General features: G+C 39.5%; 16 protein-coding genes and 1 pseudogene. 14 read left to right on the forward strand and 3 right to left on the reverse strand.

Features of this window, described 5'->3' with window-relative positions; translation table 11 throughout:
• Nucleotides 1-314 precede the first annotated feature (314 nt).
• From ACNOGP_RS08985 to ACNOGP_RS09025, 9 genes are all read left to right on the forward strand, one after another.
• A complete protein-coding gene (locus ACNOGP_RS08985; protein ID WP_143865477.1) occupies nt 315-836 on the forward strand; it encodes an RNA polymerase sigma-70 factor in 522 nt (173 codons plus the stop codon).
• Nucleotides 837-892: 56 nt separating this feature from the next.
• Nucleotides 893-1981 carry a FecR family protein gene (locus ACNOGP_RS08990; RefSeq protein ID WP_418214598.1) on the forward strand — a complete coding sequence of 363 codons (1089 nt, stop codon included), beginning with the start codon at nt 893-895 and terminating at the stop codon, nt 1979-1981.
• Between the two features lie 106 nt (nt 1982-2087).
• Nucleotides 2088-5702 (forward strand): SusC/RagA family TonB-linked outer membrane protein, encoded by a 3615-nt coding sequence (locus ACNOGP_RS08995; protein ID WP_418214599.1) that lies wholly within the window; start codon nt 2088-2090, stop codon nt 5700-5702.
• A gap of 55 nt (nt 5703-5757) precedes the next feature.
• On the forward strand, nt 5758-7197 hold the full coding sequence (locus ACNOGP_RS09000) for a RagB/SusD family nutrient uptake outer membrane protein (RefSeq protein WP_418214600.1): 1440 nt from the start codon (nt 5758-5760) through the stop codon (nt 7195-7197).
• Nucleotides 7198-7233: 36 nt separating this feature from the next.
• Complete coding sequence (locus tag ACNOGP_RS09005; RefSeq protein WP_186966828.1) at nt 7234-8157, forward strand: hypothetical protein; 924 nt, start codon at nt 7234-7236, stop codon at nt 8155-8157.
• A 39-nt stretch (nt 8158-8196) separates the two neighbouring features.
• Nucleotides 8197-10182 (forward strand): TlpA family protein disulfide reductase, encoded by a 1986-nt coding sequence (locus tag ACNOGP_RS09010; protein WP_418214601.1) that lies wholly within the window; start codon nt 8197-8199, stop codon nt 10180-10182.
• Complete coding sequence (locus ACNOGP_RS09015; RefSeq protein WP_418214602.1) at nt 10183-12789, forward strand: alpha/beta hydrolase family protein; 2607 nt, start codon at nt 10183-10185, stop codon at nt 12787-12789.
• Nucleotides 12790-12803: 14 nt separating this feature from the next.
• Nucleotides 12804-14324, forward strand: a complete 1521-nt coding sequence (locus ACNOGP_RS09020; RefSeq protein ID WP_418214603.1) for a S41 family peptidase — start codon at nt 12804-12806, stop codon at nt 14322-14324.
• A 1-nt stretch (nt 14325) separates the two neighbouring features.
• Entirely contained in the window at nt 14326-15498 is a 1173-nt protein-coding gene (locus ACNOGP_RS09025) for a redoxin domain-containing protein (protein ID WP_418214604.1), read from the forward strand.
• Between the two features lie 46 nt (nt 15499-15544).
• On the opposite strand, the pseudogene ACNOGP_RS09030 reads toward ACNOGP_RS09025, so the two are convergent.
• A pseudogene (locus ACNOGP_RS09030) lies at nt 15545-15682 on the reverse strand (rhomboid family intramembrane serine protease); the annotation flags it as partial.
• A 165-nt stretch (nt 15683-15847) separates the two neighbouring features.
• On the opposite strand from ACNOGP_RS09030, the gene ACNOGP_RS09035 reads away from it, so the two are divergent.
• Genes ACNOGP_RS09035 through ACNOGP_RS09045 form a run of 3 tightly spaced genes read left to right on the forward strand, consistent with a single transcriptional unit; the run spans nt 15848 to nt 20501 of the window.
• Nucleotides 15848-17785, forward strand: coding sequence for a glycogen debranching enzyme N-terminal domain-containing protein (locus ACNOGP_RS09035; protein WP_143865460.1), 1938 nt, complete (start codon nt 15848-15850; stop codon nt 17783-17785).
• 17 nt (nt 17786-17802) lie between these two features.
• A complete protein-coding gene (locus ACNOGP_RS09040; RefSeq protein WP_186966833.1) occupies nt 17803-19071 on the forward strand; it encodes a glycosyltransferase in 1269 nt (422 codons plus the stop codon).
• A gap of 17 nt (nt 19072-19088) precedes the next feature.
• Nucleotides 19089-20501, forward strand: a complete 1413-nt coding sequence (locus ACNOGP_RS09045) for a glycoside hydrolase family 57 protein (RefSeq protein WP_418214605.1) — start codon at nt 19089-19091, stop codon at nt 20499-20501.
• Nucleotides 20502-20701: 200 nt separating this feature from the next.
• Here ACNOGP_RS09045 and ACNOGP_RS09050 read toward each other — a convergent pair whose 3' ends face one another.
• Together ACNOGP_RS09050 and ACNOGP_RS09055 are read right to left on the reverse strand one after the other, a co-directional pair.
• Nucleotides 20702-22273 carry a DUF4270 domain-containing protein gene (locus ACNOGP_RS09050; protein WP_418214606.1) on the reverse strand — a complete coding sequence of 524 codons (1572 nt, stop codon included), beginning with the start codon at nt 22271-22273 and terminating at the stop codon, nt 20702-20704.
• A 21-nt stretch (nt 22274-22294) separates the two neighbouring features.
• Complete coding sequence (locus tag ACNOGP_RS09055) at nt 22295-23134, reverse strand: glycogen/starch synthase (RefSeq protein WP_007765114.1); 840 nt, start codon at nt 23132-23134, stop codon at nt 22295-22297.
• 142 nt (nt 23135-23276) lie between these two features.
• On the opposite strand from ACNOGP_RS09055, the gene panC reads away from it, so the two are divergent.
• Nucleotides 23277-24122 carry a pantoate--beta-alanine ligase gene (gene panC / locus ACNOGP_RS09060; protein WP_418214607.1) on the forward strand — a complete coding sequence of 282 codons (846 nt, stop codon included), beginning with the start codon at nt 23277-23279 and terminating at the stop codon, nt 24120-24122.
• Between the two features lie 18 nt (nt 24123-24140).
• Nucleotides 24141-24494, forward strand: a complete 354-nt coding sequence (gene panD, locus ACNOGP_RS09065; RefSeq protein WP_007765116.1) for an aspartate 1-decarboxylase — start codon at nt 24141-24143, stop codon at nt 24492-24494.
• Nucleotides 24495-24588 lie beyond the last annotated feature (94 nt).

Here is a 24588-nt window from a genome sequence, read left to right on the forward strand (position 1 = left end):
TCTTTGCATTGAAGTGAACGGATCTATTCACTCTAGTGAGCAGATCTGTTCACTAGAGTGTAACGGTTGGGGTATCTTATTGGAAATCGGACTTTAGTAGTTGAACAACAGGAGTTTAAATGTTTGTTTATCTCTAAAATACAGTTTGTTGTTTTAAGGAATGCTGTTCGATGGAAAGAGAAAGGGGAGATTGCCAGTCATTTGGATTATAAGAGATTATAGAACAAAGATGAGTACAGGATTTAAAAATAAAAAGCTTTTTTATTTTAGTTTTTATCTATAATTTGTACTTTTGGCTCCAAACGAATGGGCTGATGAAGATGCATGAAAAGAATTTGAAGATAACAATAGAGGAGTTCGATAAGATATATAGTAAATATTATTCCCAACTCTTCTACTATGCCTATGGTTTCGTGGAGGATTCGGAGACTTGTCGTGATATTGTATCGGATGTTTTTGGACAGGCGTGGGAAAATATAGAGCGTTTGGAGAGAGCTACAATTGGAAGTTACTTGTATTCGTGCGTGCGAAATAAATGTATAGACTATTTGCGGCATGATCAAGCGGCTCGCCAGTATGTGGAATATTTGCAGGATGTTGTGGAAGATGATGAGGGAATGACTCCGGAAGAATATGAAGAACGGCTCAGAATCGTGAAACAGATTATATCGGAACTACCTCCTCGGACACGATTTGTTTTAGAACAATGTTATTTCAATAATAAGAAATATCAGGAGGTAGCAGAGATTCTCGATGTAACTTCCAGTGCAGTGAAAAAGCATATTATGAAAGCACTTTCTATACTTCGAGAACGGTTATCTGTTATAAAATCGTAAAAATGGTACCCAAAATGGGGGTAAACCGTATTAATATAAAAGTAAGTTGTAGCAATATGATAGAAAATATAGATGATAAAAAAGATATAGGGCTGATATTAGACTGTAAACGAGCAATGGCAATGGACAATATTCCTTTTCCTGATATAGAGGAGGAAAGGAAACGTTTTTGGGAGAAACAAAAACAGATTCGTTCATCTGTCAATGAAGTACGTTGTGACGAATCTGTGAAGATGCGGCGGCTGAAGCGTTGGTGTATTGCCGCTTCGGTGGCTGCCATATTGTTTTTAGGATTGTTTTTGGGAGTGTTTTTCTATCACCCTTCTGTGGTGCAGGTACAGGTATTTGCAGCCGATGAGTCGGCAGTAGATCCCAAGTTGAATTTCGGAGATGTTACTTATGTAATAAAAGAAGAAACGCCGGATCGTCAGTTATATGCTCATGGGATTGTTGCCACTCGTAAATCCATTGATTTGAGTGCGAAGAAAACGTCTGTTTTACCTTTGCAAGAACAGTTGCAAACACTGACTACTCCTTGTGGACAGGACTATACGGTTACTCTTTCCGATGGAACTACCGTATTGCTTAATGCTGCCAGTCAGCTAGTCTTTCCGGATGTTTTTGTGAAAGAACAACGAATCGTTTATTTGAAAGGAGAAGCTTATTTTGATGTAGCGTCGGATAAAGAACATCCTTTTATTGTGAAGACCGATTATTTCGAGACTGCTGTACTCGGTACTAAATTTAATGTGCGTTCTTATTCCAAGATAGATGCTCATGTCACTTTGTTAGAGGGTAAAGTGACGGTAACTAATGACAAAACGGAATCTTTGATTTTGGAACCGGGAGAGCAAGTTACCTTGTCTGAAAATGGAAAGTTAGAGAAGCAGGTAGTAGATACCTATCCATATTTAGAGTGGCAGAAAGGATATTTTTATTTTGATAATGTATCACTTATAGAGATAATGCAGGAATTAGGAAGATGGTATAATGTGGATGTTGTTTTTGAGAATGATGAGATGATCGATTATAAGATGCACTTTGTTGCCAGTCGTACAGAAAGCCTGATGTATGCGATACGTAATTTGAATGCGCTTGGCATATTTTATGTAACATTGGATGGAAACCGAATAATAATTCAATAAAATCTTCTATTTTTAATCTTTTTGCTATTTTCTTTTTAAAATTGGTACCCGATTATTGTTGATTACGTATTATTTGTGACTTTACATTTAAATTAGCAAATAATATATGATGAGACGATTGAATGAAGAGCTCCGAGAAAGATCGGGGGTACGGTATTGGAAGTACCTGGTGTGTTTCCTGATAATGTGCGCCTTGGTTACTGATTTAGCTGCGCAGGAGAAGGAAAAGAGGGTTACGATGAAATGCGTGAATGAAAAATTAACAGATGCTTTGAAGAAAATAGAGAAGCAGTCTAGTTATAAAATTGTATTTAGTTACAATGAACTTCATGCCATCCGTGTAAATGCTACTATTGAGGGATTGACTGCTCCGGAAGCTGTAAAGAAACTGATTGCCGGACAACCGATTAACAGTTCGGTAGATGGTAGGTATATTCATGTGTTCTTGAAAAAAGATTATTCGCAGAAAGGTTTCTTAAACGGTCAGGTAGTAGATGAAAATGACGAACCTTTGCCTGGTGTATCCGTGCGTGTGAAGAATGGACGTTCGACAGGAACATTGACCGATTTGAATGGTTGCTTTTCTATTCCGGTAAAAGAGGGACAGAGTGCGATGCTTACCTTTTCTTTTATAGGGAAGAAGACTGTAGAAAAAATGGTAAATGATGGCTGGGGAGTCCAGGTGAAACTGGAAGAACTGGTGAATGCTGTTGATGAAGTGGTAGTTACCGGTTATCAAGTGATGGATAAGCGTCTGATAGCAAGTTCCACTTCTATGGTGAAGATGGATGATATAAAAATTCCGACTCTCAATACAGTGGATAAAATGTTACAAGGTACTGTACCGGGGTTAATGGTACAGAATAGTTCCGGTTCTCCTAATGCTACTCCCCGTATTCGTATGCGCGGCTCTTCTACGATTTATGGAAATGCTTCTCCTTTGTGGGTGGTGGATGGAATTGTTTATGAAGATCCTGTTGATTTGTCTAATGATGAATTGAATAATGTGTTACAGGGAACAGGAGCAGATATGCTTGAACAGGTGAACTTGAATGCCACCCGTAGTTTGCTGGGGAATGCAATTGCGGGAGTTAATCCGAATGATATTGAATCCATTACATTTTTGAAAGATGCTTCGGCTACCGCTATTTATGGTACGCGTGCAGCGAATGGAGTCATTGTGTTAACAACAAAGAAAGGTAAGATAGGGAAACCTTCGATAAGTTTCTCGGCTTCTTTGGGTTTCACGGGGCGGCCTCGTTATTCGCAGTACAATCTTATGAATTCAAAAGAACGTGTTGGTATTTCTAAAGAGGTGGCAGAAAAAGGGTATTTATATGATTATATACCTTATGCGACAGGTTTTGAAGGTGCTTTGTTCGATTTTTATAATATGAAGATTACGAAGAGTGAGTTTGACGCACAGGTGGCTAAATATGAGACAATGAACACAGATTGGTTTAAGTTGCTTTGCCAAAATGCCTTTAATCAAGATTATAGTGCCAGTATTTCAGGAGGAAATGAAACTGTCAATTACTATACTTCTATTGGATATAATAATTCTAAAGGTACGACAAAGGGAGATAATTCAACCAGTTATAGTCTGACATCCAATATTTCCGCACGTCTTACAAAAAAGGTCAGAGCTTATACTCGTTTGAGCTTTTCGGAACAAAGCAGTGATGGATTTTACACTACTAATCCTTATTCTTATGCGTTAGAGACAACCCGTGCCATTGCTTCTGATGAGTACTATACAACCAAAAATAATACAATCGATGGGTTATCCAACAACTATCCTTTGACCTATAATATATTCAATGAGTTGGCACATACCGGCAATGAGGCTAAATCTCGTAATTTCAGTGGTAATGTGGGTATTGACATAGATATCTTGAAAGGATTGAAACTCCAGACTCTTTTTGGGATGCGCTATGTTAATTCTACTAACTATCAATGGGCGGACGAACGTTCTTATTATATTGCTAGTATTCGTGGATATGATTATGGTGCGGTAGCTCCTAACAGTGAAGAAGAAAAGAAAAGCGTGTTGCCACATGGGGGTATTCTCAATTACAGTTCTACAAATAACGTAAGCTATACGGCTCGTGCACAATTTTCTTATGCTACGCTTTTAGGGGCGATGCAACAACATGCTATTAATGCTATGATTGGCTATGAAGCCAATTCTAATCAATATGATGGATTAAGTGATGTGGAATATGGGTATTATCCGGATCGTGGAATGGCCATTAGTTATGAGTATGATAAGGAAAGTGCTGGAAGTGGAGTTCTGAATAATTCTTCATTGGACAAACATAATGTGTCGCGTAAGAACTCGAAAAGCAATACGGTATCTGCTTATGCCACTTTTGTTTATGCATTAAAGAATCGTTATATTTTTAATGCTAATTTACGTGGGGATGCCTCCAATCGCTTTGGACAATATACAAATCATAAATTTCTTCCGGTGTGGAGTATGGCTGCAAGATGGAAAGTGAATGATGAGGCTTGGTTTAGGGGATGGAAAGCTTTAGATGATTTTAGCATACGTTTTTCTTATGGTCAGCAAGGAAATATTCCGACTTCGGTGGGTCCGAATTTGGTAGCGCAGTATATGGCGCTTGCAGTCAACCGTTTCTCCGGGAATTACCAGTTGGGTATCAAAAGGCTTCCTTATCCGGATTTACGTTGGGAGAAGACTATAAGTACTAACTACGGATTGGATTTCTCTCTTTTGAATGGCCGGATATCCGGTACTGTTGATTATTATGTTCGTAAAGGAAAAGACCTGATTTTTAGTTTGCCGGTAGCCAGTGAATATGGAACGACTCAAACTTTCCGTAATGGAGCTAGTATGAAAAACTATGGTATTGAGGTAGGGTTAACTTTCATTCCTATCAAGACCCGTGATTTTACTTGGACATTAACTCCTATTTATTCAAAGAATACTAATAATATTAGTAATACTACTAAACAGGATTACACTTATCTTGATTATTTGGCTGGTAATGCCTATGAAGATGGAAAGCCTGTGAATGCACTGTATGCATGGGAGTTTACAGGGCTTGATCATGAGACGGGACGTGCTACGTTTGCGCATTGTTCAACAAAAGAATCGGATGTGGAGAAAAGTGACGACCCGAAAAGTTATTTGAAATATTGCGGTTCAACCGATCCGAAATTTAATGGCGGACTTTCTACTTCTTTGCGTTATAAGAACTTTATATTGAATGCCCAATTTGCTTATGCTTTTGGTCATGTGAGACGTCTGAATTTCTTATTCAACGGAACAATGAAGATGCCTACTCCACAGACAAACTTAACTACGGATTTTTTGAATTGTTGGCGTGAACCTGGCGATGAGGAGCATACAAATATTCCGGGCATTGCTTTTGGAGAGGCTCAGAACTATTATGTCTATACTCCGATTGCGAATGCATCTCAACAGAATACTTATGATATGTATAATTATTCAGATGTCCGTGTAGTAAAAGGTGACTTTTTCCGTTGCCGTAATCTGATGTTGACTTATACTTTTCCAGATAAGTGGATGCGTCCGTTAAATGTCGGAAGTATGTCTTGTTCATTTAATGTTACTAATCTTTTTACTTTGTGTAGTTCGAAATTTAACGGGCAAGATCCGGAGGTGGAATCTACAGGAAGCGTAGCATTGCCCATTACACGGACTTATTCATTTTCGGTAAGTCTTAGTTTTTAAATCTTAATATCTTTTGTAGATTATGAAAGTGAAAAATATATTAACAATATTCATTGTGTGTATACTATCTTCTTGTGGAGACTTTTTAAAAGAAGTCTCACAGGATGAATTTGAACCGAAAACCGCAACTGCTTATCAAGAATTGTTGAATGGAGAAGGATATTCGACGACAATCTGTCTGGATCCTATAACGGATGTATTGAGTGATGATGTTGAAGGGGTACAAGGGCAATCGTATAATTATACAGATGAGAATTTGGCTCATCGGGCGGTTTATACGTGGCAACCCAATATGTATTTGTTGTTGGCTGATTATGATATGACTAGTCTGTTGCACGCATATCAAAACCTCTATAAATGTATTATGGCTTGTAATCTTGTGATTGATGGATTGACTGATGCGGATGGAACAGAGGATGAAAAAGCACAGACAAGAGGCGAGGCTTTGTCGCTTCGCGCTTATTACTATTTTTTATTAGTAAATATGTATTCTATGCCTTATAATTGTCCGGGAAATACTCCGGAAACTCTTTTGGGTGTACCTTTGGTTATTGAACCGGAGATAAAAGATGAGGGCATTGCACGTAATACTGTTGCTGAAGTTTATGCTCAGATATGTAAAGATATTGAAGAGGCTTGTAGACTGCTTGATGACAAAGCTAGTAATAATATCGGATTATTCCGTATTAATTATGTTGGAGCTCATCTTTTAGCCTCTCGTATCTATTTGTATATGGAGAATTGGGATAAGGTAATAGAACATGTGAATACCGCTTTGACAAACGCACCGGCACTGGTCGATCTGACAACATATCAGTTGAGTAATACATTCTTACCGCAGTATTCTACTAATAATATTATTTCCAGAGACTTTCCGGAAGTCATATTTATCAATGGAGGTGTAACAGGACGTATAAAAACGGAAGCTACGCTTATTAAAGTGTCTGAGAGTAGATCGGACGGTGGATTATTAAGTCTATATGAACCTTCGGATGCTCGTAAAGGTATCTTTTTTAGTGAAATGAATATGTATTATAAATATTGGATGGCTAAACGGGGAACCCAAGAACAAGGCTTTGTATGGCGTACTGCAGAACTTTATTTAAATCGTGCCGAAGCTTATGCAGGCAAATATGCTGCCGGGGATAATTCTTGCGGGCAAAAATCGGCAGATGACCTGGATGCTCTCCGTAGCAAGCGTTTATCAGATTTTACAGCCTATACATTGACTACCCCAGAAGACTTGATTGAGTTTTGTCATGAGGAGCGCCGTCGTGAACTTTGCTTTGAGTCACACCGATGGTTTGATCTTCGTCGTTATGGTATGCCTTCTATCAAACATTCTTGGTATGATGCGTCGGGCAATCGCACTGTTTATACATTGAAAGAAAGAGATCTAGGTTATGCATTACCTATTCCGCAAGATGCGATGGATACGAATTCAGCTTTGAAACAAAACGAATTGGCACCGGAGCGTATTGGTGAGATGAATTAAGTACTAAACTAATATGGATAAATAAAAAATGATGGCATGAAGAAGTTTATATATTTAATGATTTGTTTGCTTTCTATTGGGATATATTCTTGTGGAGAGGATGATTTAACACCTTCAGAACCAATGACTTTTGGAGAGTTTCCTCAAGGAGACGCCACTTATGATCAGGAATTCGTAGAGTTTTATAATAAATATGGAGTTCAAGTATTATATAAATTTAGTGAAGCTGATTTTCGTTGGAACATTACGGAATATATTCCATATTATGCGATAGAAGCTGAGAGTAATAGTATCGAAGATGGATGGAGTTTTCTGAAAGAAAATTGTTTGTCTATCTGGAGTGATGATTTTTTGAGGAAGTTTATGCCCTATCGGATTTTATTGGCTTCAGAAGTGTACAGTTTAAAAGATACCTATCAATATGATGATGAAGGAAATAAAATCTATCAGAAGATTCCAAAGAAAGCTATATATGGACTTAATCATCTTACTTTTGGTGCGGTGAATGGTAGGTTATCTTCTCTTTCTGTTTCAGAGAAGAAAGAATTGATTGGTGAAATAGCTTTTGCTATTACAGGTTACGCGACTTCAAAAGAAAAGATGGAGATTCCGCAAAAGTTTCAAACTTATCATGACGATTATATCAATAATGCGGGAGGAGATTATGTGGGTGATTGGGGATACAATCGGGGAGGTATTCTAGAGTATCGTGATGGTGGCATGGATGTCTATTATGATTTTGGATTGTTTGTAAAGTATCTGGTGATGATGAGCAAAGAGGAGTTTGAGAGTACTTTCCTAACGGATGAATTTGATAATGGTACATACTATGATGCCAATTGGAACTCCTACCGGGGATATCCTGTAAAGAATAAATATGAAGCAGTAATTGATTATTTTCAAGACACTTTAGAGATTGACCTTCATGAGATTGGGGCCAGGATATCTCAGTTGCAATAATCAAAAACTCTAGAGCATAAAAACTAAGGTAAAAACAAAATGAAAAAGTTATTAGTATTGTTTGTTTTTTGTGCATATGTATTTAGCGGCTATGCACAGTCTCGTTTGTCCGGTATTGAAAAACCACAGGCAGGTTCTCTTATTTCATTTAATTATCAAGCAACGGGAGGACCGTTGGAGAACCATGATACGTTGTCTTGTACTGTTTATCTTTATGAAGATTATTTATGGAGAATGGACGATGTGACTTTAACCCGTGTTGAAAAGAATCAGTGGAAAGGTACTTATCAATTATCCGATAATTGTGCTTTGTTTGCTCTTTCATTTCTTGCTGGTGAAATGTGGAACCGTATAATAGATAATAATGATGAGAACGGGGGATATGTATTTACTACATTAGATACACAGGGAAAAATGCTCCCTGGTGGCTATTTAGGATGGGGGACATTTCGTAAGCCTTCCTGCTTCCATATTGGAAATTACTTTCAGAAGTTTGATATTCAGGATGAGGCTGTGGAGATGTGGACAACTAAGGAAATGGAGCATTATGCAGCCAACCTTCCTAAGTTTGTGGACATCTATATGAATATGGTAGCCTTACGTATGGGAGAAAAAAACAAGAAGGCAGTTGATTTTCTGTTTCAGAAAATAAATAAGGAGTTTGCCGTAACAGAATTTATTTATACTACTTTTGAGAATATCTATCGTTTTAAGTTGCAAGATAAAGAGAAGGCTGATTCGATAAAGGCGATTGTTTTAAAACAATATCCTAATGGGTTTACGGCCCGTGCCCAAATGTTCCATCAGATAGAGGCGATGCCGTTGGGTGAAGAACGTTTGACACAGACAGAAGGTTTCTTTAAAAAGTATCCTTATGAGGATTGCGTGAACGATCGGTTCTCTAAGCAACAAGCTTACATGTACTATAATCTGACACGTGTTTATGCTTCTACTCTTTTTGATGGAAAGCGGTATGATAGGTTAATGGCTGCTTTACCATCTATGAATTTTGTTACATTAAGTGAGGTGTTCCGCTGGAATATATTTCGTGCTTACAAACTGAGACTGGCAAAAAATGACTCGATTTATCCGGTAGCGAAAGCGCTGATGGAACAGTTAGTGCTGAAGCGGAATGATTTATCGAATAATACGGAGGAGTTAAGATATACTCCGAAGGAAGCGCAAGTATTGCTTGATATTCAGTTTTACGAACGTTTAGGAATCTATTTACAATTATTGAAAGATTTGAATAGAACAGAAGAGGCGTTGACTTGGTTGACTTATTACCGAGATGACCAATTGTCGTATGCAGATGCAACTGTTAATCAGACGCGTTATGATATCCTGGTAACAGCAGGAAAGGATGAACAAGCATTGGATGTCTTGAAAAAGTCAGTGAAATATAATACGATTACTACGGAAATGATGGCTGCTTTACGCAAAGAGGTTAAGCCTGTATCTGACGCTGAATTTAAGACTTATCTTGATAATTTGAAAGGGGTAGCTTTGAAAAAGGCCTTATATGAAGAGGTGAAGTCTCATATGACTGATGTAGAAATTCCTTCTTTTGAATTATTGGATATGAATGGTAACATTGTAAAAAGTGATAGCTTTAAAGATAAGATTGTAGTGATTGATTTTTGGGCCAATTGGTGTGCACCATGTAAACGGGCATTTGAGGGGATGAAAATAGCTGTAGATGCTTATGCAAATGATTCTGATGTTGTCTTTTATTTTGTAAATACTATGGATTTTGGCATCAAGGGCAAACCCGCTGTAGAAAAGTACTTAAACAATAATGGATATTCTCATTTTAAGGTATTGTTTGATACATTGAAAGAGGGGACAAAAAGTTACAATCAAACTTTTAGCATATTTTCGCAGAAGTTTAACTCATCTGGTATTCCCCGTAAGGTAATTTTAAAGAATGGTAGAATGCTTTATACAGCTGAGGGATATTCAGGAAGCCCCTCTCAATTGGCAGATGAAATCAGTTATGCAGTTGAACTAATACGGAAAAGATAAATGAAAGGATTTATTTGTTTGATGATGCTTCTTCTGTCGGGGATGGGAGAAGCATTCTCGCAGAAGCCTCCAATGAAATTGGATGACTGTAAAATGTGGCGTTCGGTGGATCAGATTCAGTTGTCTGCGGATGGAAAGTGGATAGTATATAATTTTCGAGCTCTCTATAGGCAAGATTTGGATACCACTTACATATATAATGTACAAAGCGGAGAGATAATTTTAAAAACCGGATTGTCTAATTTCTCCTTTATGGGTAATGGTAAATTGCTGAAATATGAAAAGAAGAAGGAAGGAAATGATTCCGGTTCAGGACGTCCTTTGGTTTATACGCTGAATTTAGCTACGCAAGTAGAAAAACAATGGCCTGAGAATATTTTTCTAGTTCCGATTGCGGGTACCGACATGGCTTATTATGTACAATATAAGGCAGCAGGAAAGATTGATTTTACTTTTGTCAATCTGTTGACGGAAGAAGAGGACCATATCACTGGTATTAATACTTTTGGACAGGTTGAAGCGAACCGTTTGATTTACAGTGTGTCGGATAGTTTGAAGTCTACTTTGTATTTGTGGAACAGAGGGAAACAAGTACGAATCGGAGAAGTGCCGTACTATATTACAGGCATTAGTGTCCCGGAGGCCAATGGTTGCGGAACTTTGACATGTGCTTCCGATTACGATACTCGTTTCGATGTCGCTTCTATTTATACTTTTGATTTGAATAAACGTCTGTGTACAAAGTTGCTGTCTTATGGTGATATTACCGGATTACCGGATGGGACGAAGATATCTTCTTCGTCTAGATTGATAAATAATAATACTCAACTGTTGATTGAGCTGGAACCGACCGTCTATCCACAAATGAGGAGGGAAGCGGATCAGGTGAATCTGGAACTATGGGTTTGGGATGAGAATATTTCACCCCGTCGTTCTTTCAAACGTTCCGGTTTTGACGTCTCTTCATATGATAAATATATTTATGATATTGTTGCCGGAAAATGTTTCAGTTTGCCTACGAAAGGATTGTCTTCGTTGGCTTTCCCGCAAGGACAGGAAGTGAAAGGATGTATTGCGTTTGATGCAACTCCTTGGTATAAGGAGTCCGATTGGACCATGTCTCCTAATAATGATGTTTATTATATCGGAATGAATGGTAGTAAGAAGAAGTTGGCAAGCCATGGTAAATATGATTTGAGTTGGGCTCCCGATGGAAGTCAAGCATTGCTATATGATCCGGCTCCTAAAGCATGGCGGTTGATCAATATGGCAACGGGAGATATTCGGGATTTGACAACTGGCAAATTACCTTATCCTATATATGAGGAAGATCATGATTACGTTTTTGACGCTTCTTCTTATGGTGTAGCGGATTGGAATATGGATAATCAGTCTGTAATAGTATACGATCGGTATGATTTATGGAGTATTGATTTGAAAAATAGAAAAACTCCGGTGTGTTTGACACAAGGAATTGGCAGAAAAGAATTAATTACTTTCCGTAAAGCTGAAAAACCGGTTTCTATATCGGGGGGAAAACTATATCTGGAAGGCTTTGATGAAAAAAGTAAAACTAAAGGGTTGTATGTGCTAGAAGGTAAGAGACTGCGTAAAATGGCTGTGGATCCTCATTATAATCTTGTGGTAAAAGCGAGTACGGCAAATCATAAAGTAGTGCTTTGGACGAAAGAAAACTATGGAGAGAGAGACTTTTGGGTGTCCGACTTGACGTTACGGAATCCGAAACGGGTGACAGATACTAATCCACAGGTAAAGTATATTAATTGGGGGAGTACCCAATTGTACACATGGACTAATTTGGAGGGAAAGAAAAATGAAGGAATCTTGTTTTTGCCGGAGGATTACCAAAAAGGAAAGAGTTACCCTGTGATCGTATTGTTTTATGAGAAGATGACACAAGGACTTAATAGTTATCGTATACCGGAATATAGTAGTGCAACTATTGATATTCCTTGGTTTGTAAGTAATGGATATGTTGTTTTCTGTCCGGACATTAGTTATCGTATTGGTGCACCTTATGAAAGTTGTTATAATGCGGTGATAAGCGGAGTTGAGCAACTTATAAGGGATGGAATTGCGGATAAAGAACGTATTGGTATCAACGGGCATAGTTGGGGAGGTTCGCAGACTGCTTGGTTGGTGACACGTACGAACTTGTTTAAATGCGCTTCTCCATGTTCTGCAGTAACTGATCAGGTGGCAGATTATCTGATGCTCCGTGGAACCGGGCAGCCCAATATGTATTTTGAGGAGGATGCGCAAGGACGCTTGGGCAAAACATTGTGGGAGGACAGACAATTATATCTTGACAATTCTCCGGTTATGCATGCAGACAAGATACATACTCCTTTGTTAATATTCCATGGTGAGAAAGATACGAGTGTGCGTGTTTATCAGGGTATGGCTCTTTATTTTGCTATGCGTCGTTTGGGACGTCCGGCCTGGCTGTTGAATTATCGTGATGTAGGCCATCAAATGGGAGGAGATGCCGAATGTCGTGACTTTATGCAGAGGTTGATTGGTTTCTTTGACTATTATTTGAAGGCTGCTCCTATGCCGGAATGGATGAAAGCTGAAAGTAACTAATAAAACGGATAGGAATGAAAGTAATATTATTGTGGGCACTGTTGATGATTGCTGGCTGCGCGCTAAAGGCTCAATCAACTCCGGAAGAGAAACTGATGCAAACGTTGTATGCAATAACGAATCTTTATGTTGATTCAATATCTAAAGAAGCTTATATCAATCATACAATTGCGGAGATGATGAGGAAGCTGGATCCTTTTTCTGAATACTTGCCGCCTGTACAGCTGCAAGGCAATGAGCAGGTATTGGGAGGGATGACAAATTTTGCTGGAATAGGTGTGGAAGGTACTTGGAAAAACGGACATTTTTATGTGACTTTTGTTGAGAGGAATGGAAATGCTTGGAAACAAGGTATTCGGGCGGGAGATGAGGTTGTATCGGTGGACGGAAAGACGCTGGGACAACTACAAGACGGGCAGATCTTTCGTTTATTGAACGGAGAAGAGGGAAGCGTGGTTACTTTGCAAGTAAAGCGGGGTAAGAAACTACTTCCTGAACGGAAGATAGTTCGTGCTTATCTACCGGTTTCCGGCATAAGAACTTCCTATATGATCGATGAGGAAACTGGTTATCTGGCTATTTCTGTTTTTTCTAAAAATGTCTCAAACGACTTTAAAAAACACCTTCAGGGGCTACTTCGTCAGGGAATGAAAAACCTGATTCTTGATATTCAAAAGAATGAAGGGGGACTTTTTGATGAAGCGGTGACGATAGCGGATGAGTTATTGGATGGAACTAAGTCTATAGTTTATGCAGATGGCGTACATATGGACCGGATGACATTTCAAGCTGGTACTAAAGGCCTGTTTGAACAGGGGCGGCTGACAGTGTTGGTCAGTGGGCAGACTAAGTCGGCGGCAGAGATTCTGGCAGGTGCTTTACAAGATTGGGATCGCGGAGTTTTGTTAGGAAGCCGTACTTTCGGAAAAGGACTTATTCAGGATACTTTTCCTTTTGAGGACGGGTCAGCACTCAGACTGACCGTAGCACGTTATTTTACTCCGAGCGGACGTTCTATTCAAAAAGTATATAAAAAAGAGGAGCAGCCATTCAAGCCATCAAGTGATATCTACAAATCTTTGCGTACTCATCGTACTTTGAAGAGTGGAGGAGGAATTATGCCGGATATTAGTGTGCAGGCCGATACAATGCATTTTACGCAATGGTATAATATGTTGGTGTATAGTGGGGTACAAAAACAAACTGTGCGTGATTTTGTGGTGGAACATCGAATGGCATTGCAGAAAAAATATAAGACTTTTGAAACTTTTCAAAGAGATTTCCAAGGAGATGATTTATTACAAGAACTATGTAGAATGGCAGGAGAGGCTAATATAACTTTCTCGGAAGAAGAATATGAGAAATCGAAAAGCTTCTTGACTGTACAGCTGAAAGCGCTTTTAGCCCGTGATTTGTTTAACGAAAACCGATATTATTATCAGGTATTAAATTCGATGAATCCATGTGTCCGGAAAGCCTATGAAATATTAAGTACCCCAAGTGATTATCAAATGATTTTAAGAGAAAATGACTGATATGAAATATATTGTAATAAACATCTTTATGCTATGTGTCTGTTTGTCTTCGTGCAGGCAGGCTTCTGTATTTAAATTGGAAGCGGATGTGCATACGAATGAATATGATAGTTTGTATATTTACATGATCCGGCCAGATGTAATTTTTAGAGAAAATGATCAGAAACTGGATAGTGTATTGATTCGTAACGGGCGTTTTAGCTTTGAGTGTCAAGTGAATGGTGAACCTTTTGTCGTCAAATTGGCTTTGCCGCCGAAAGATGATCATTTTATGTATGGTCTGCCGGAATGTAATTGTATTGTGGAGACTGGAGAGATAAAACTGGATTATACTTCTTTGGGAGTTCGATTGGAAGGAGGAATGCTGAATCAACAATATGATGATCGCCTTTTAGCCCTAAATCGGGAGATTAAGAAAAGAAATAATGTGCTTGTGGCTGAACGGGATTCCGTAGAGAAGTCACGTACTTTGAATCCGGAGGAAATGTCTGCCTTCAATCAGCGTATCGGTGCATTGTATAACGAACTGAAGCCGGCTCATGTCCGATTTGTTTCCGATTATATAGGAACAGAGGTTGGAGCATTTTTCTTTTTCTTTTATCCGGAAAATTATTATCCGGCAGATATTTACGCTAATTTATTGGCTTTGGTAGGCGAAAATTATCGATGCAAAGCAGAATTGAAGAAGGAAAAAGATAAAGAGGCTGTGGAGCATTGGAGAGAGTCCGTAGAATTAACAGAGATTGGTAATGTCTATCGTGACTTTATTTGTAGGGATTTAGCAGGAAAAGAGGTAAAATTGTCCGATTACGTACATCTTGGTCATGTGACAATGGTTGATTTTTGGGCATCTTGGTGTGTGCCTTGCGTGCAGGAACTTTCTTTTTTGAAATCGTTGTATCAAACCTATCACGGGCAAGGATTAGATATTGTCAGTGTTTCTCTGGATACGAAAAGAAGTGCATGGGAGGCTGCTGTGAAAAAACATCAGATTCCTTGGCCGCAAATCTCTGACTTGAAAGGTTGGCATGGTACGATAACTAAAGATTATGCTATAAGTGCGATTCCTTTTATTATTGTGATCGATCAGAAAGGGAAAATTGCAGTGCGTAATTTACATGATTATAAGCTGGAGAATGCAATAAAGGAATTATTGGCAGCGAAAAATAAATAAGATATTAATAGAACATAGCATTCGACCTTCGTACTGTCTCTGTGGTGACTCTTAGTTTTCCAAGACATATTAGGATAAAAATTGGGAACAAAGATTTTGCTGTAGCCAGCATGATACGCTGAATATCTTGCTTCACGACATTCTTTTCTTTAGATATTTTACGCAATACTACGAATATTTGCACAAAAACTGAAAATAAAAAGCCTTTTTATTTTTGTTTTTATCTATAATTTGTACATTTGGGCATTATACCCGTTGTATATACCGCTCTAGCCGATATATATGCAATATGACGGTAATATATATACAATATAATGACCAATAATTAACCTTTAAATAATGCACAACTATGAGTTATTTACGATTTGACAAGACCCTCATGACGAATCTCGAAGAGTCTCTTCAAAGAGAAATTCTTCGGACGAACAAGGCAGGAGCTTATCATTGTACAACGATTGTTGATTGTAACACACGCAAATATCACGGCCTGTTGGTGATTCCTATCCCCAATATAGACGATGAAAATCATGTGCTGCTATCTTCTCTTGATGAAACGGTAATTCAACACGGTGCAGAGTTTAACTTGGGATTGCATAAATATCAAGGAAATAACTTTAGTCCTAACGGGCACAAGTATATCCGTGAATTTGATTGTGAACATATCCCGGCGACAACTTACCGTGTTGGAGGTGTGGTTCTCCGCAAAGAAAAAATCTTTGTACATCATGAAAATAGAATCCTGATTCGTTATACGTTGCTGGACGCTCATTCGGCGACAACTTTGCGTTTCCGGCCGTTTCTTGCTTTCAGAAGTGTACGCGAATATACCCATGAAAACGCTCAGGCGAGCCGTGAGTATCAATTAGTGGAGAACGGAATCAAGACTTGTATGTATCCCGGATATCCGGAACTTTACATGCAGTTGAATAAAAAATGTGAATTCCATTTCCAACCCGACTGGTATCGGGGAATCGAATATCCGAAGGAACAGGAACGCGGATATGACTTCAATGAGGATCTTTATGTACCCGGTTATTTCGAAGTGGATATAAAGAAAGGAGAAAGCATTGTTTTCTCTGCCGGAATTTCAGAAACGACGACTCGCAGGCTGAAACAGACATTTGAAGCGGAAGTGGCCGATCGTACACCGCGTGATAGTTTCTATCACTGTTTGGAGAACTCTGCTCATCAATTCCACAATCAGCAGGAGGGCGAACACTATATTCTTGCCGGTTATCCGTGGTTCAAATGTCGGGCGCGCGATATGTTCATCGCTTTGCCGGGACTGACACTTGCCATTGACGAGATAGATCAGTTTGAAGATGTGATGAAAACGGCGGAAAAGGCAATCCGTAACTTCATCAATGAAGAACCTGTGGGGTACAAAATTTATGAAATGGAACACCCCGATGTGTTGCTGTGGGCTGTATGGGCTTTGCAGCAATATACCAAAGAAACTTCGCGCGAACAGTGCCGCCAGAAATATGGAGAGCTTTTGAAAGATATCATGGTATTTATCCGTCAAAGGAAGCATGATAACCTCTTCCTGCATGAAAACGGACTGTTGTATGCCAACGGTACGGAGAAGGCGATTACTTGGATGAATTCTACGGTAAACGGTCATCCGGTGATTCCGCGTACGGGATATATTGTTGAATTTAATGCGTTGTGGTATAATGCGTTGCGCTTTGTGGCTGATTTGGTACGCGAAGGTGGTGATGTAATCCTTGCAGATGAACTTGATGCGCAGGCCGAAGTGACCGGTAAATCATTCGTGGAGGTGTTCCGTAACGAATATGGATATTTGCTCGATTATGTAGATGGTAATATGATGGATTGGAGTGTACGTCCGAACATGATATTTACCGTAGCATTTGATTATTCTCCTTTGGACAGGGCACAGAAGAAACAGGTGCTCGATATCGTAACCAAAGAATTACTTACTCCTAAGGGAATTCGCTCACTGAGTCCGAAGAGTGGGGGATACAATCCGAATTATGTAGGTCCGCAGGTACAGCGTGATTATGCATATCATCAGGGAACGGCTTGGCCTTGGCTGATGGGATTCTATCTGGAGGCTTACTTACGGATCTATAAGACGAGCGGACTGTCGTTCGTTGAGCGTCAGTTGATTAGCTATGATGATGAAATGACAAGCCATTGTGTGGGTTCCATTGCCGAACTGTTTGATGGAAATCCGCCTTTCAGAGGACGTGGTGCTGTGTCATTTGCAATGAATGTAGCGGAAATATTGCGTGTTTTGAAGCTGCTGTCTAAATATTATTAAAGAAAGGAGGAACGAAGATGAAAGTTTTAATGTTTGGATGGGAATTCCCTCCGAAAATATATGGTGGTCTTGCAGTTGCTTCTTACGGAATAACTAAAGGATTGAGCTTGCAGGGTGATATGGAAACAGTATTTTGTATGCCTAAGCCCTGTGGTGAAGAAGAAAAGTTCTTGAAAATAATCGGTATGAACCAAGTGCCTATTGTGTGGCGTGATGTTAATTATGACTATCTGAAGTCACGCTTGCAGGGGGGGATGTCACCGGAAGAATATTATTCTTTCCGCGACCATATTTATGCCGATTTCTCCTATATGCATGTCAATGATTTGGGATGTATGGAGTTTGCAGGCGGTTATCCTGGAAATCTGCACGAGGAAATCAACAACTTTTCGATTATTGCCGGAGTAGTAGCCCGTCAGCAGGAGTTTGATATTATCCATGCGCATGACTGGCTGACTTATCCTGCCGGTGTGCACGCCAAGATGGTGAGCGGCAAACCGCTTTGTATCCATGTGCACGCTACGGATTTTGACCGTTCTCGCGGAAAAGTCAATCCGACTGTTTATTCGATTGAGAAGAACGGTATGGATCATGCCGACTGTATCATGTGTGTGTCCGAACTGACTCGCCGTACGGTGATTAATGAATATCATCAGGATCCAAGAAAAGTATTTGCCATGCACAATGCCGTTTATCCATTGTCGCAGGAACTTCAAGATATTCCACGTCCCGATCATTCAAAAGAGAAAGTAGTTACTTTCCTCGGACGTATCACAATGCAGAAAGGTCCTGAATACTTTGTGGAGGCGGCCGCTCTGGTGTTGCAGCGTACCCGTAACATCCGTTTCGTGATGGCAGGTTCGGGTGATATGTTGAATGCCATGATCAATCTGGTTGCCGAGCGTGGTATTGCCGACCGTTTCCACTTTCCGGGATTTATGAAAGGTAAGCAGGTATATGAGGTTTATAAGAATAGCGATGTGTTTGTTATGCCTTCTGTATCAGAACCTTTCGGTATCGCCCCGTTGGAAGCGATGCAATGTGGAACGCCTTCCATTATATCAAAGCAGTCGGGATGCGGTGAAATTCTCGATAAGGTGATTAAGACTGATTATTGGGATATTCATGCGATGGCCGATGCGATTTATTCCATTTGTACCAATCCGTCTCTTTTCCAGTATCTACAGGAAGAAGGAAAGCGGGAAGTGGATGGAATTACTTGGGAAAAGGTAGGCTTGAGAATCCGTGCTCTCTACGAGGATGTGTTAAGAAACTATGGTAAATAACGAAACAATATACAAAAATGAGAACTATCTGTCTTTATTTTGAAATACATCAAATTATACATTTGAAACGTTATCGTTTCTTCGATATCGGTAATGATCATTATTATTATGATGATTATGCGAATGAAACGAGTATGAATGAGGTTGCCGAACGTTCATATATTCCTGCTCTCAGTGCATTGATTGAGATGGCTAAAAATTCGGGTGGCGCTTTCAAGGTGGCGCTTTCTATCTCGGGTGTGGCTTTGGAACAGTTGGAGATCCATGCTCCGGCAGTAATTGATTTGTTGCATCAGTTGAACGATACCGGTTGTTGCGAGTTCCTTTGCGAACCTTATTCACACGGCCTGTCCTCACTTGCTAACGAGGATTGTTTCCGTGAGGAGGTGATTCGCCAGCGTAATAAGATGAAACAGATGTTTGGCAAAGAACCGAAGGTATTCCGCAATTCCAGTTTGATTTACTCGGACGATATTGGTGGATTGGTGGCTTCTATGGGCTTCAAAGGAATGTTGACGGAAGGTGCTAAGCACGTATTGGGATGGAAGAGTCCGCATTATGTATATCACTGCAATCAAGCTCCCAGTCTTAAACTTCTGTTGAGAGATTTTAAGTTGTCGGATGATATCAGTTTGCGTTTCTCTAACTCGGATTGGGCGGAATATCCTCTGTTTGCAGATAAGTATATCAGTTGGATTGATGCGTTGCCACAGGAAGAACAGGTTATCAATATCTTTATGGAATTGAGTGCGCTTGGTATGGCTCAACCGTTGTCTTCTAATATTCTGGAGTTCTTGAAGGCTTTGCCGGAATGCGCAAAGGCGAAAGGTATTACTTTCTCTACACCGACCGAAATTGTGACGAAACTGAAATCTGTATCTCAGCTTGACGTTGCCTATCCGATGTCATGGGTGGATGAGGAAAGAGATACTAGCTGCTGGTTGGGTAATGTCATGCAACGTGAGGCTTTCAACAAATTGTATAGTGTGGCGGAACGCGTTCATTTGAGTGATGACCGCCGTATCAAGCAGGACTGGGATTATTTGCAGGCAAGTAACAACTTCCGTTTTATGACTACGAAGAATACGGGTATCTGGCTGAATCGTGGTATTTATGATTCTCCTTATGATGCGTTCACTAACTACATGAATATTTTAGGTGACTTCATTAAACGGGTGGATTCATTGTATCCTGCCGATGTGGATAGCGAGGAACTTAATTCTTTGCTGACTACGATCAAGAACCAGGGAGATGAAATTACTGAGTTGGAGAAAATGGTTGAGAAGTTGCAGGCAAAGGTAGCTAAAGAAACTGCTGCTAAGAAAACGGCTACGAAATCCGTAGAAAAGAAGGCTGCTGCTAAAAAGGTTGAAGCTGAACCGAAAAAAACAACCGGAAGACCCAAGAAAACTAAAACAACTGAAAAGTAAAGAAGGAATAAGTATCTGATTATAATGAAACCCCGTGAATGAGATGTAATTTACATCAAACTCACGGGGTTTTTATTGTGCTTCTACGGGGGAGACTCACCACAGATTACACAGATTCTCACAGATTATTTTATAGAAAACTAAATCAGTTATTTCAATATTTAATCTGTGAGAATCTGTGTAATCTGTGGTGAACAAAATTATTGCTTGAAACTTGTAGAAACGACCTCAAGTTTTAATTTATATTTATCTTGCTCTTCGGGGGACGCTTCCGTTGCGTATGCTCCGCCTTTCAATCGTGCATAACCAGGCTTTAAATCGTGCTGTATGCTGATTACATTAGAAGAACTTCCATAATAACTGTTTGAGGAAGAGTCTTTAGTTACAAGTACTGGAATAAGTACAAATTTATTCCAATCTTCTCCTTTATCTTTATCGGCCAAACAATCATTTACCATCTGAGTGATGTTGTTGAATGTGTATGCGGTGAGACTCGTTGTAGAAGATGAATAATCAAACAAGGATGATTTTATACCGTCACTTAACTCATTGTTTTTAAAGAAATCGTCTTTATATTTTTTACGTATCAACAAAACACTTCTAGGAACTGACATTCCGAATTTCTTATCACTTGTCGCTTCATTATAAATAGGAATGCTTAATTTAACGGCATTAAGTGTATCATTTCCGAGTGTGTTCGATATTTCTTCGATAGGAAGTGTTACCTCTGTGAATATCCCTGCAGGACTTTTTAGGTAAGTACAGTCTTTTTGGTCAATACACTCGTCAATTTTTGTGCCATTCTCTAGCTTGTTTGCTTGAATAACTTCACGTGTGGATGTGAAAGAACGTCCAGCATATATCACGGAGTCTTTTCCTGTATACGTGTGTAATTTAGCACCTGTTATACTATCTCTGGCATGTTCAAGAAATGCTACGTCCATTTGCACAGCATTAACGTAGAGAATTGTACCATCTCCATAGTCACTTTCTACATATAGTCCGGGAAATATATTTTGGAATTCTTTATATAGATCTTTCGTACGTCCTTCCGTTAAAAGATCTCTTCCTAGTTTTTCCGTTCTTGCCTTATCTAATGTGATCTTAACATAAGGAGTATAAGTCGAAAGGTTGCGTATGGAGTCGCTAATGGATAAATCAACTGCCGTGTAGGATTTTCTACCTAATAAACTGGTCTCTTGATTATAATATCGGGTGGGATCTATGTCGGTATAATAGGCTTTCGGGTCTTTGTACCAATATGCTCCGTCTACTGTCTGATCCAATTCATACATACTCAAACGACAAGCAGTCAAAGAATCTCCAAAATAGCTGTCATACCAAAGATAAATATTAATTTGACAGTTGCCGATTGCACCATTATCTCCGTCTTCTGTTATGATCGTATAATTTTTAGATATGCTTTCATCTACCTTATCGAAATCCGTTATCATCTTTCCTGTACCACTATTGTAATCTCCTTTGAAAGCTTCAGGAAAGGTCATGCCTTCCGGACAGTTAAGTTGAGCTAAAAAGCCAGCTTGATAAGTTCCAAATATTTCATCTGTAAACTTTCCTACATATCCGATATTTGTTTTGGCGTAAACTTCTCCGACAGGAATAGATTTGGTTGTCACGTCAAATGTCGTTAGTTTTCCATTAATATTCTGGTCACTTCCCGGAAACATTCCTAGTCCCAAACCGGCTGTATTATCATCACAGCCGAAAAAAGTGATTGCCAATAAAGCTATTAAGGCATATTTTGCTTTCATGATCGTCGTATCTTGAATTTTTTATTCTTCTTCGTTATTGCTGGCAGTAGTTTCCCATACCTTATCGTAGAATTCATTGCAGGCATCTGCATAGTTTTCTGGATTTTGGTAATCAAGTACCAGCTTGCCTGATTGGCGGGCATATTCAATAATGGATTCGTCCACTTTTTCACTGTTTTGTATTACTCCATCGGAATAATCAACAGCTAGTTTGCAGAGAGCAGCATAATCTACCGGTTCTTTCAAATCACCCAAGTCTTTCTTTGTGATACCTTTCAACATCAATTTAGTTGCAAAGTCATCGCTAAGTGTATTTTTAAAGTCGTCTTCATAAACCGAGAATACTACTTTAGCGTCACGGAAAGAAGGCTCGTCTTTGTAGGCTTTCTTAATATAAAGAGGAGCCAAAGCAGTCATCCAGCCGTGACAGTGAATTACATCCGGACACCAGCGCAACTTCTTCACCGTTTCCAGCACGCCGCGTGCATAGAAGATGGCGCGGCTGTCGTTATCATCATATTCCACACCATTTTCGTCTGCAGTCTGCATACGGTTCTGGAAATAATCATCATTGTCGATGAAATATACCTGCATACGTGCGGATTGAATAGAAGCGACTTTTATGATTAGGGGGTGGTCAGTATCGTCAATAATCAGATTCATACCGGAAAGACGAATCACTTCGTGCAGTTGGTTTCTGCGCTCATTGATGTTTCCCCATTTGGGCATAAAGGTTCTGATTTCACGGCCTTTTTCTTGGATCGCCTGTGGAAGGTTTCTACCTATATTGGCCATTTCGGATTCTGAAACGTAAGGTGTAATCTCTTGAGTAATAAATAAAACTTTATTCGCCTTTGTCATAATAACAATAGTTCTCTATAATATTGTGCAAAGATACGAAAAAAAAGACACATTAAATAAGATATTCTTTCTTTATGTGGCAAATATTAGTTTATTTTGCAGAGTTTTTGCAAACGAGTAAAACATAAACCAATAGACGAAAATGAAAGTAGTGCACACTATCAAGGACTTACAGGCCGAATTGTCGGCACTGAAAGTCCAGGGTAAAAAGGTAGGATTGGTTCCTACAATGGGTGCTTTGCATGCGGGACACGCATCTCTGGTAAAGCGCAGCGTAAGTGAGAATGGTGTAACTGTAGTGAGTGTCTTTGTGAATCCCACACAGTTTAACGATAAAAACGATTTAGAGAAATATCCGCGTACGTTGGAGGCTGATTGCAGCTTGTTGGAAGAATGTGGTGCAGCATTGGTATTTGCTCCTTCGGTGAGTGAGATGTACCCGGAACCGGATACCCGTCAGTTCAGTTATGCTCCGTTGGATACTGTGATGGAAGGAGCGTTCCGTCCGGGACATTTCAATGGTGTTTGCCAGATTGTCAGCAAGCTGTTTGACGCAGTGCAGCCGGATAGGGCTTATTTCGGTGAGAAGGATTTCCAGCAGTTGGCGATTATCCGTGAGATGGTTCGGCAATTAAATTATTCTTTGGAGATTGTGGGTTGCCCGATCGTACGTGAAGAAGACGGGTTGGCATTGAGTAGCCGTAACAAGCGTTTGTCTGCAGAAGAACGTGAAAATGCTTTAAATATTTCCCGCACATTATTTAAAAGTCGTAACTTTGCGGCCACTCATACGGTAAGTGAGACGCAAAAGATGGTGGAAGATGCGATTGAAGCTGCACCGGGCTTGCGTTTGGAGTACTTTGAGATTGTAGACGGAAATACATTGCAGAAGATAAATGATTGGGAAGATACTTCTTATGCGGTAGGGTGTATCACCGTATTCTGCGGGGAAGTACGACTGATTGATAACATTAAATATAAAGAATAACTAAAAAGACGAAACCTTATGATGATTGAAGTGTTGAAGTCGAAAATTCATTGCGCGCGCGTCACGGAAGCTAACTTAAACTATATGGGTAGCATCACGATTGATGAGGATTTGCTGGACGCTGCAAACATGATTGCGGGGGAGAAAGTGTATATTGCCGATAACAATAACGGCGAGCGCTTTGAAACCTACATTATCAAAGGTGAACGCGGTTCGGGCAAAATTTGCCTGAATGGTGCTGCGGCACGTAAGGTGCAACCGGATGATATTGTTATTATCATGTCTTACGCATTGATGGATTTTGAGGAAGCCAAGTCGTTTAAACCGACAGTTATTTTCCCGGATCCTGAGACAAACAAAGTGGTAAAGTAGGAAAGTATCTTTGATATTTGAATAATAAGAAAAGCCCCGTTTACTTGATGTAGACGGGGCTTTCCTTATTCTATTTTTATTATGCTGAAGCAAG

Source organism: Bacteroides difficilis, from assembly GCF_048319815.1.
GTDB lineage: Bacteria > Bacteroidota > Bacteroidia > Bacteroidales > Bacteroidaceae > Bacteroides > Bacteroides zhangwenhongii.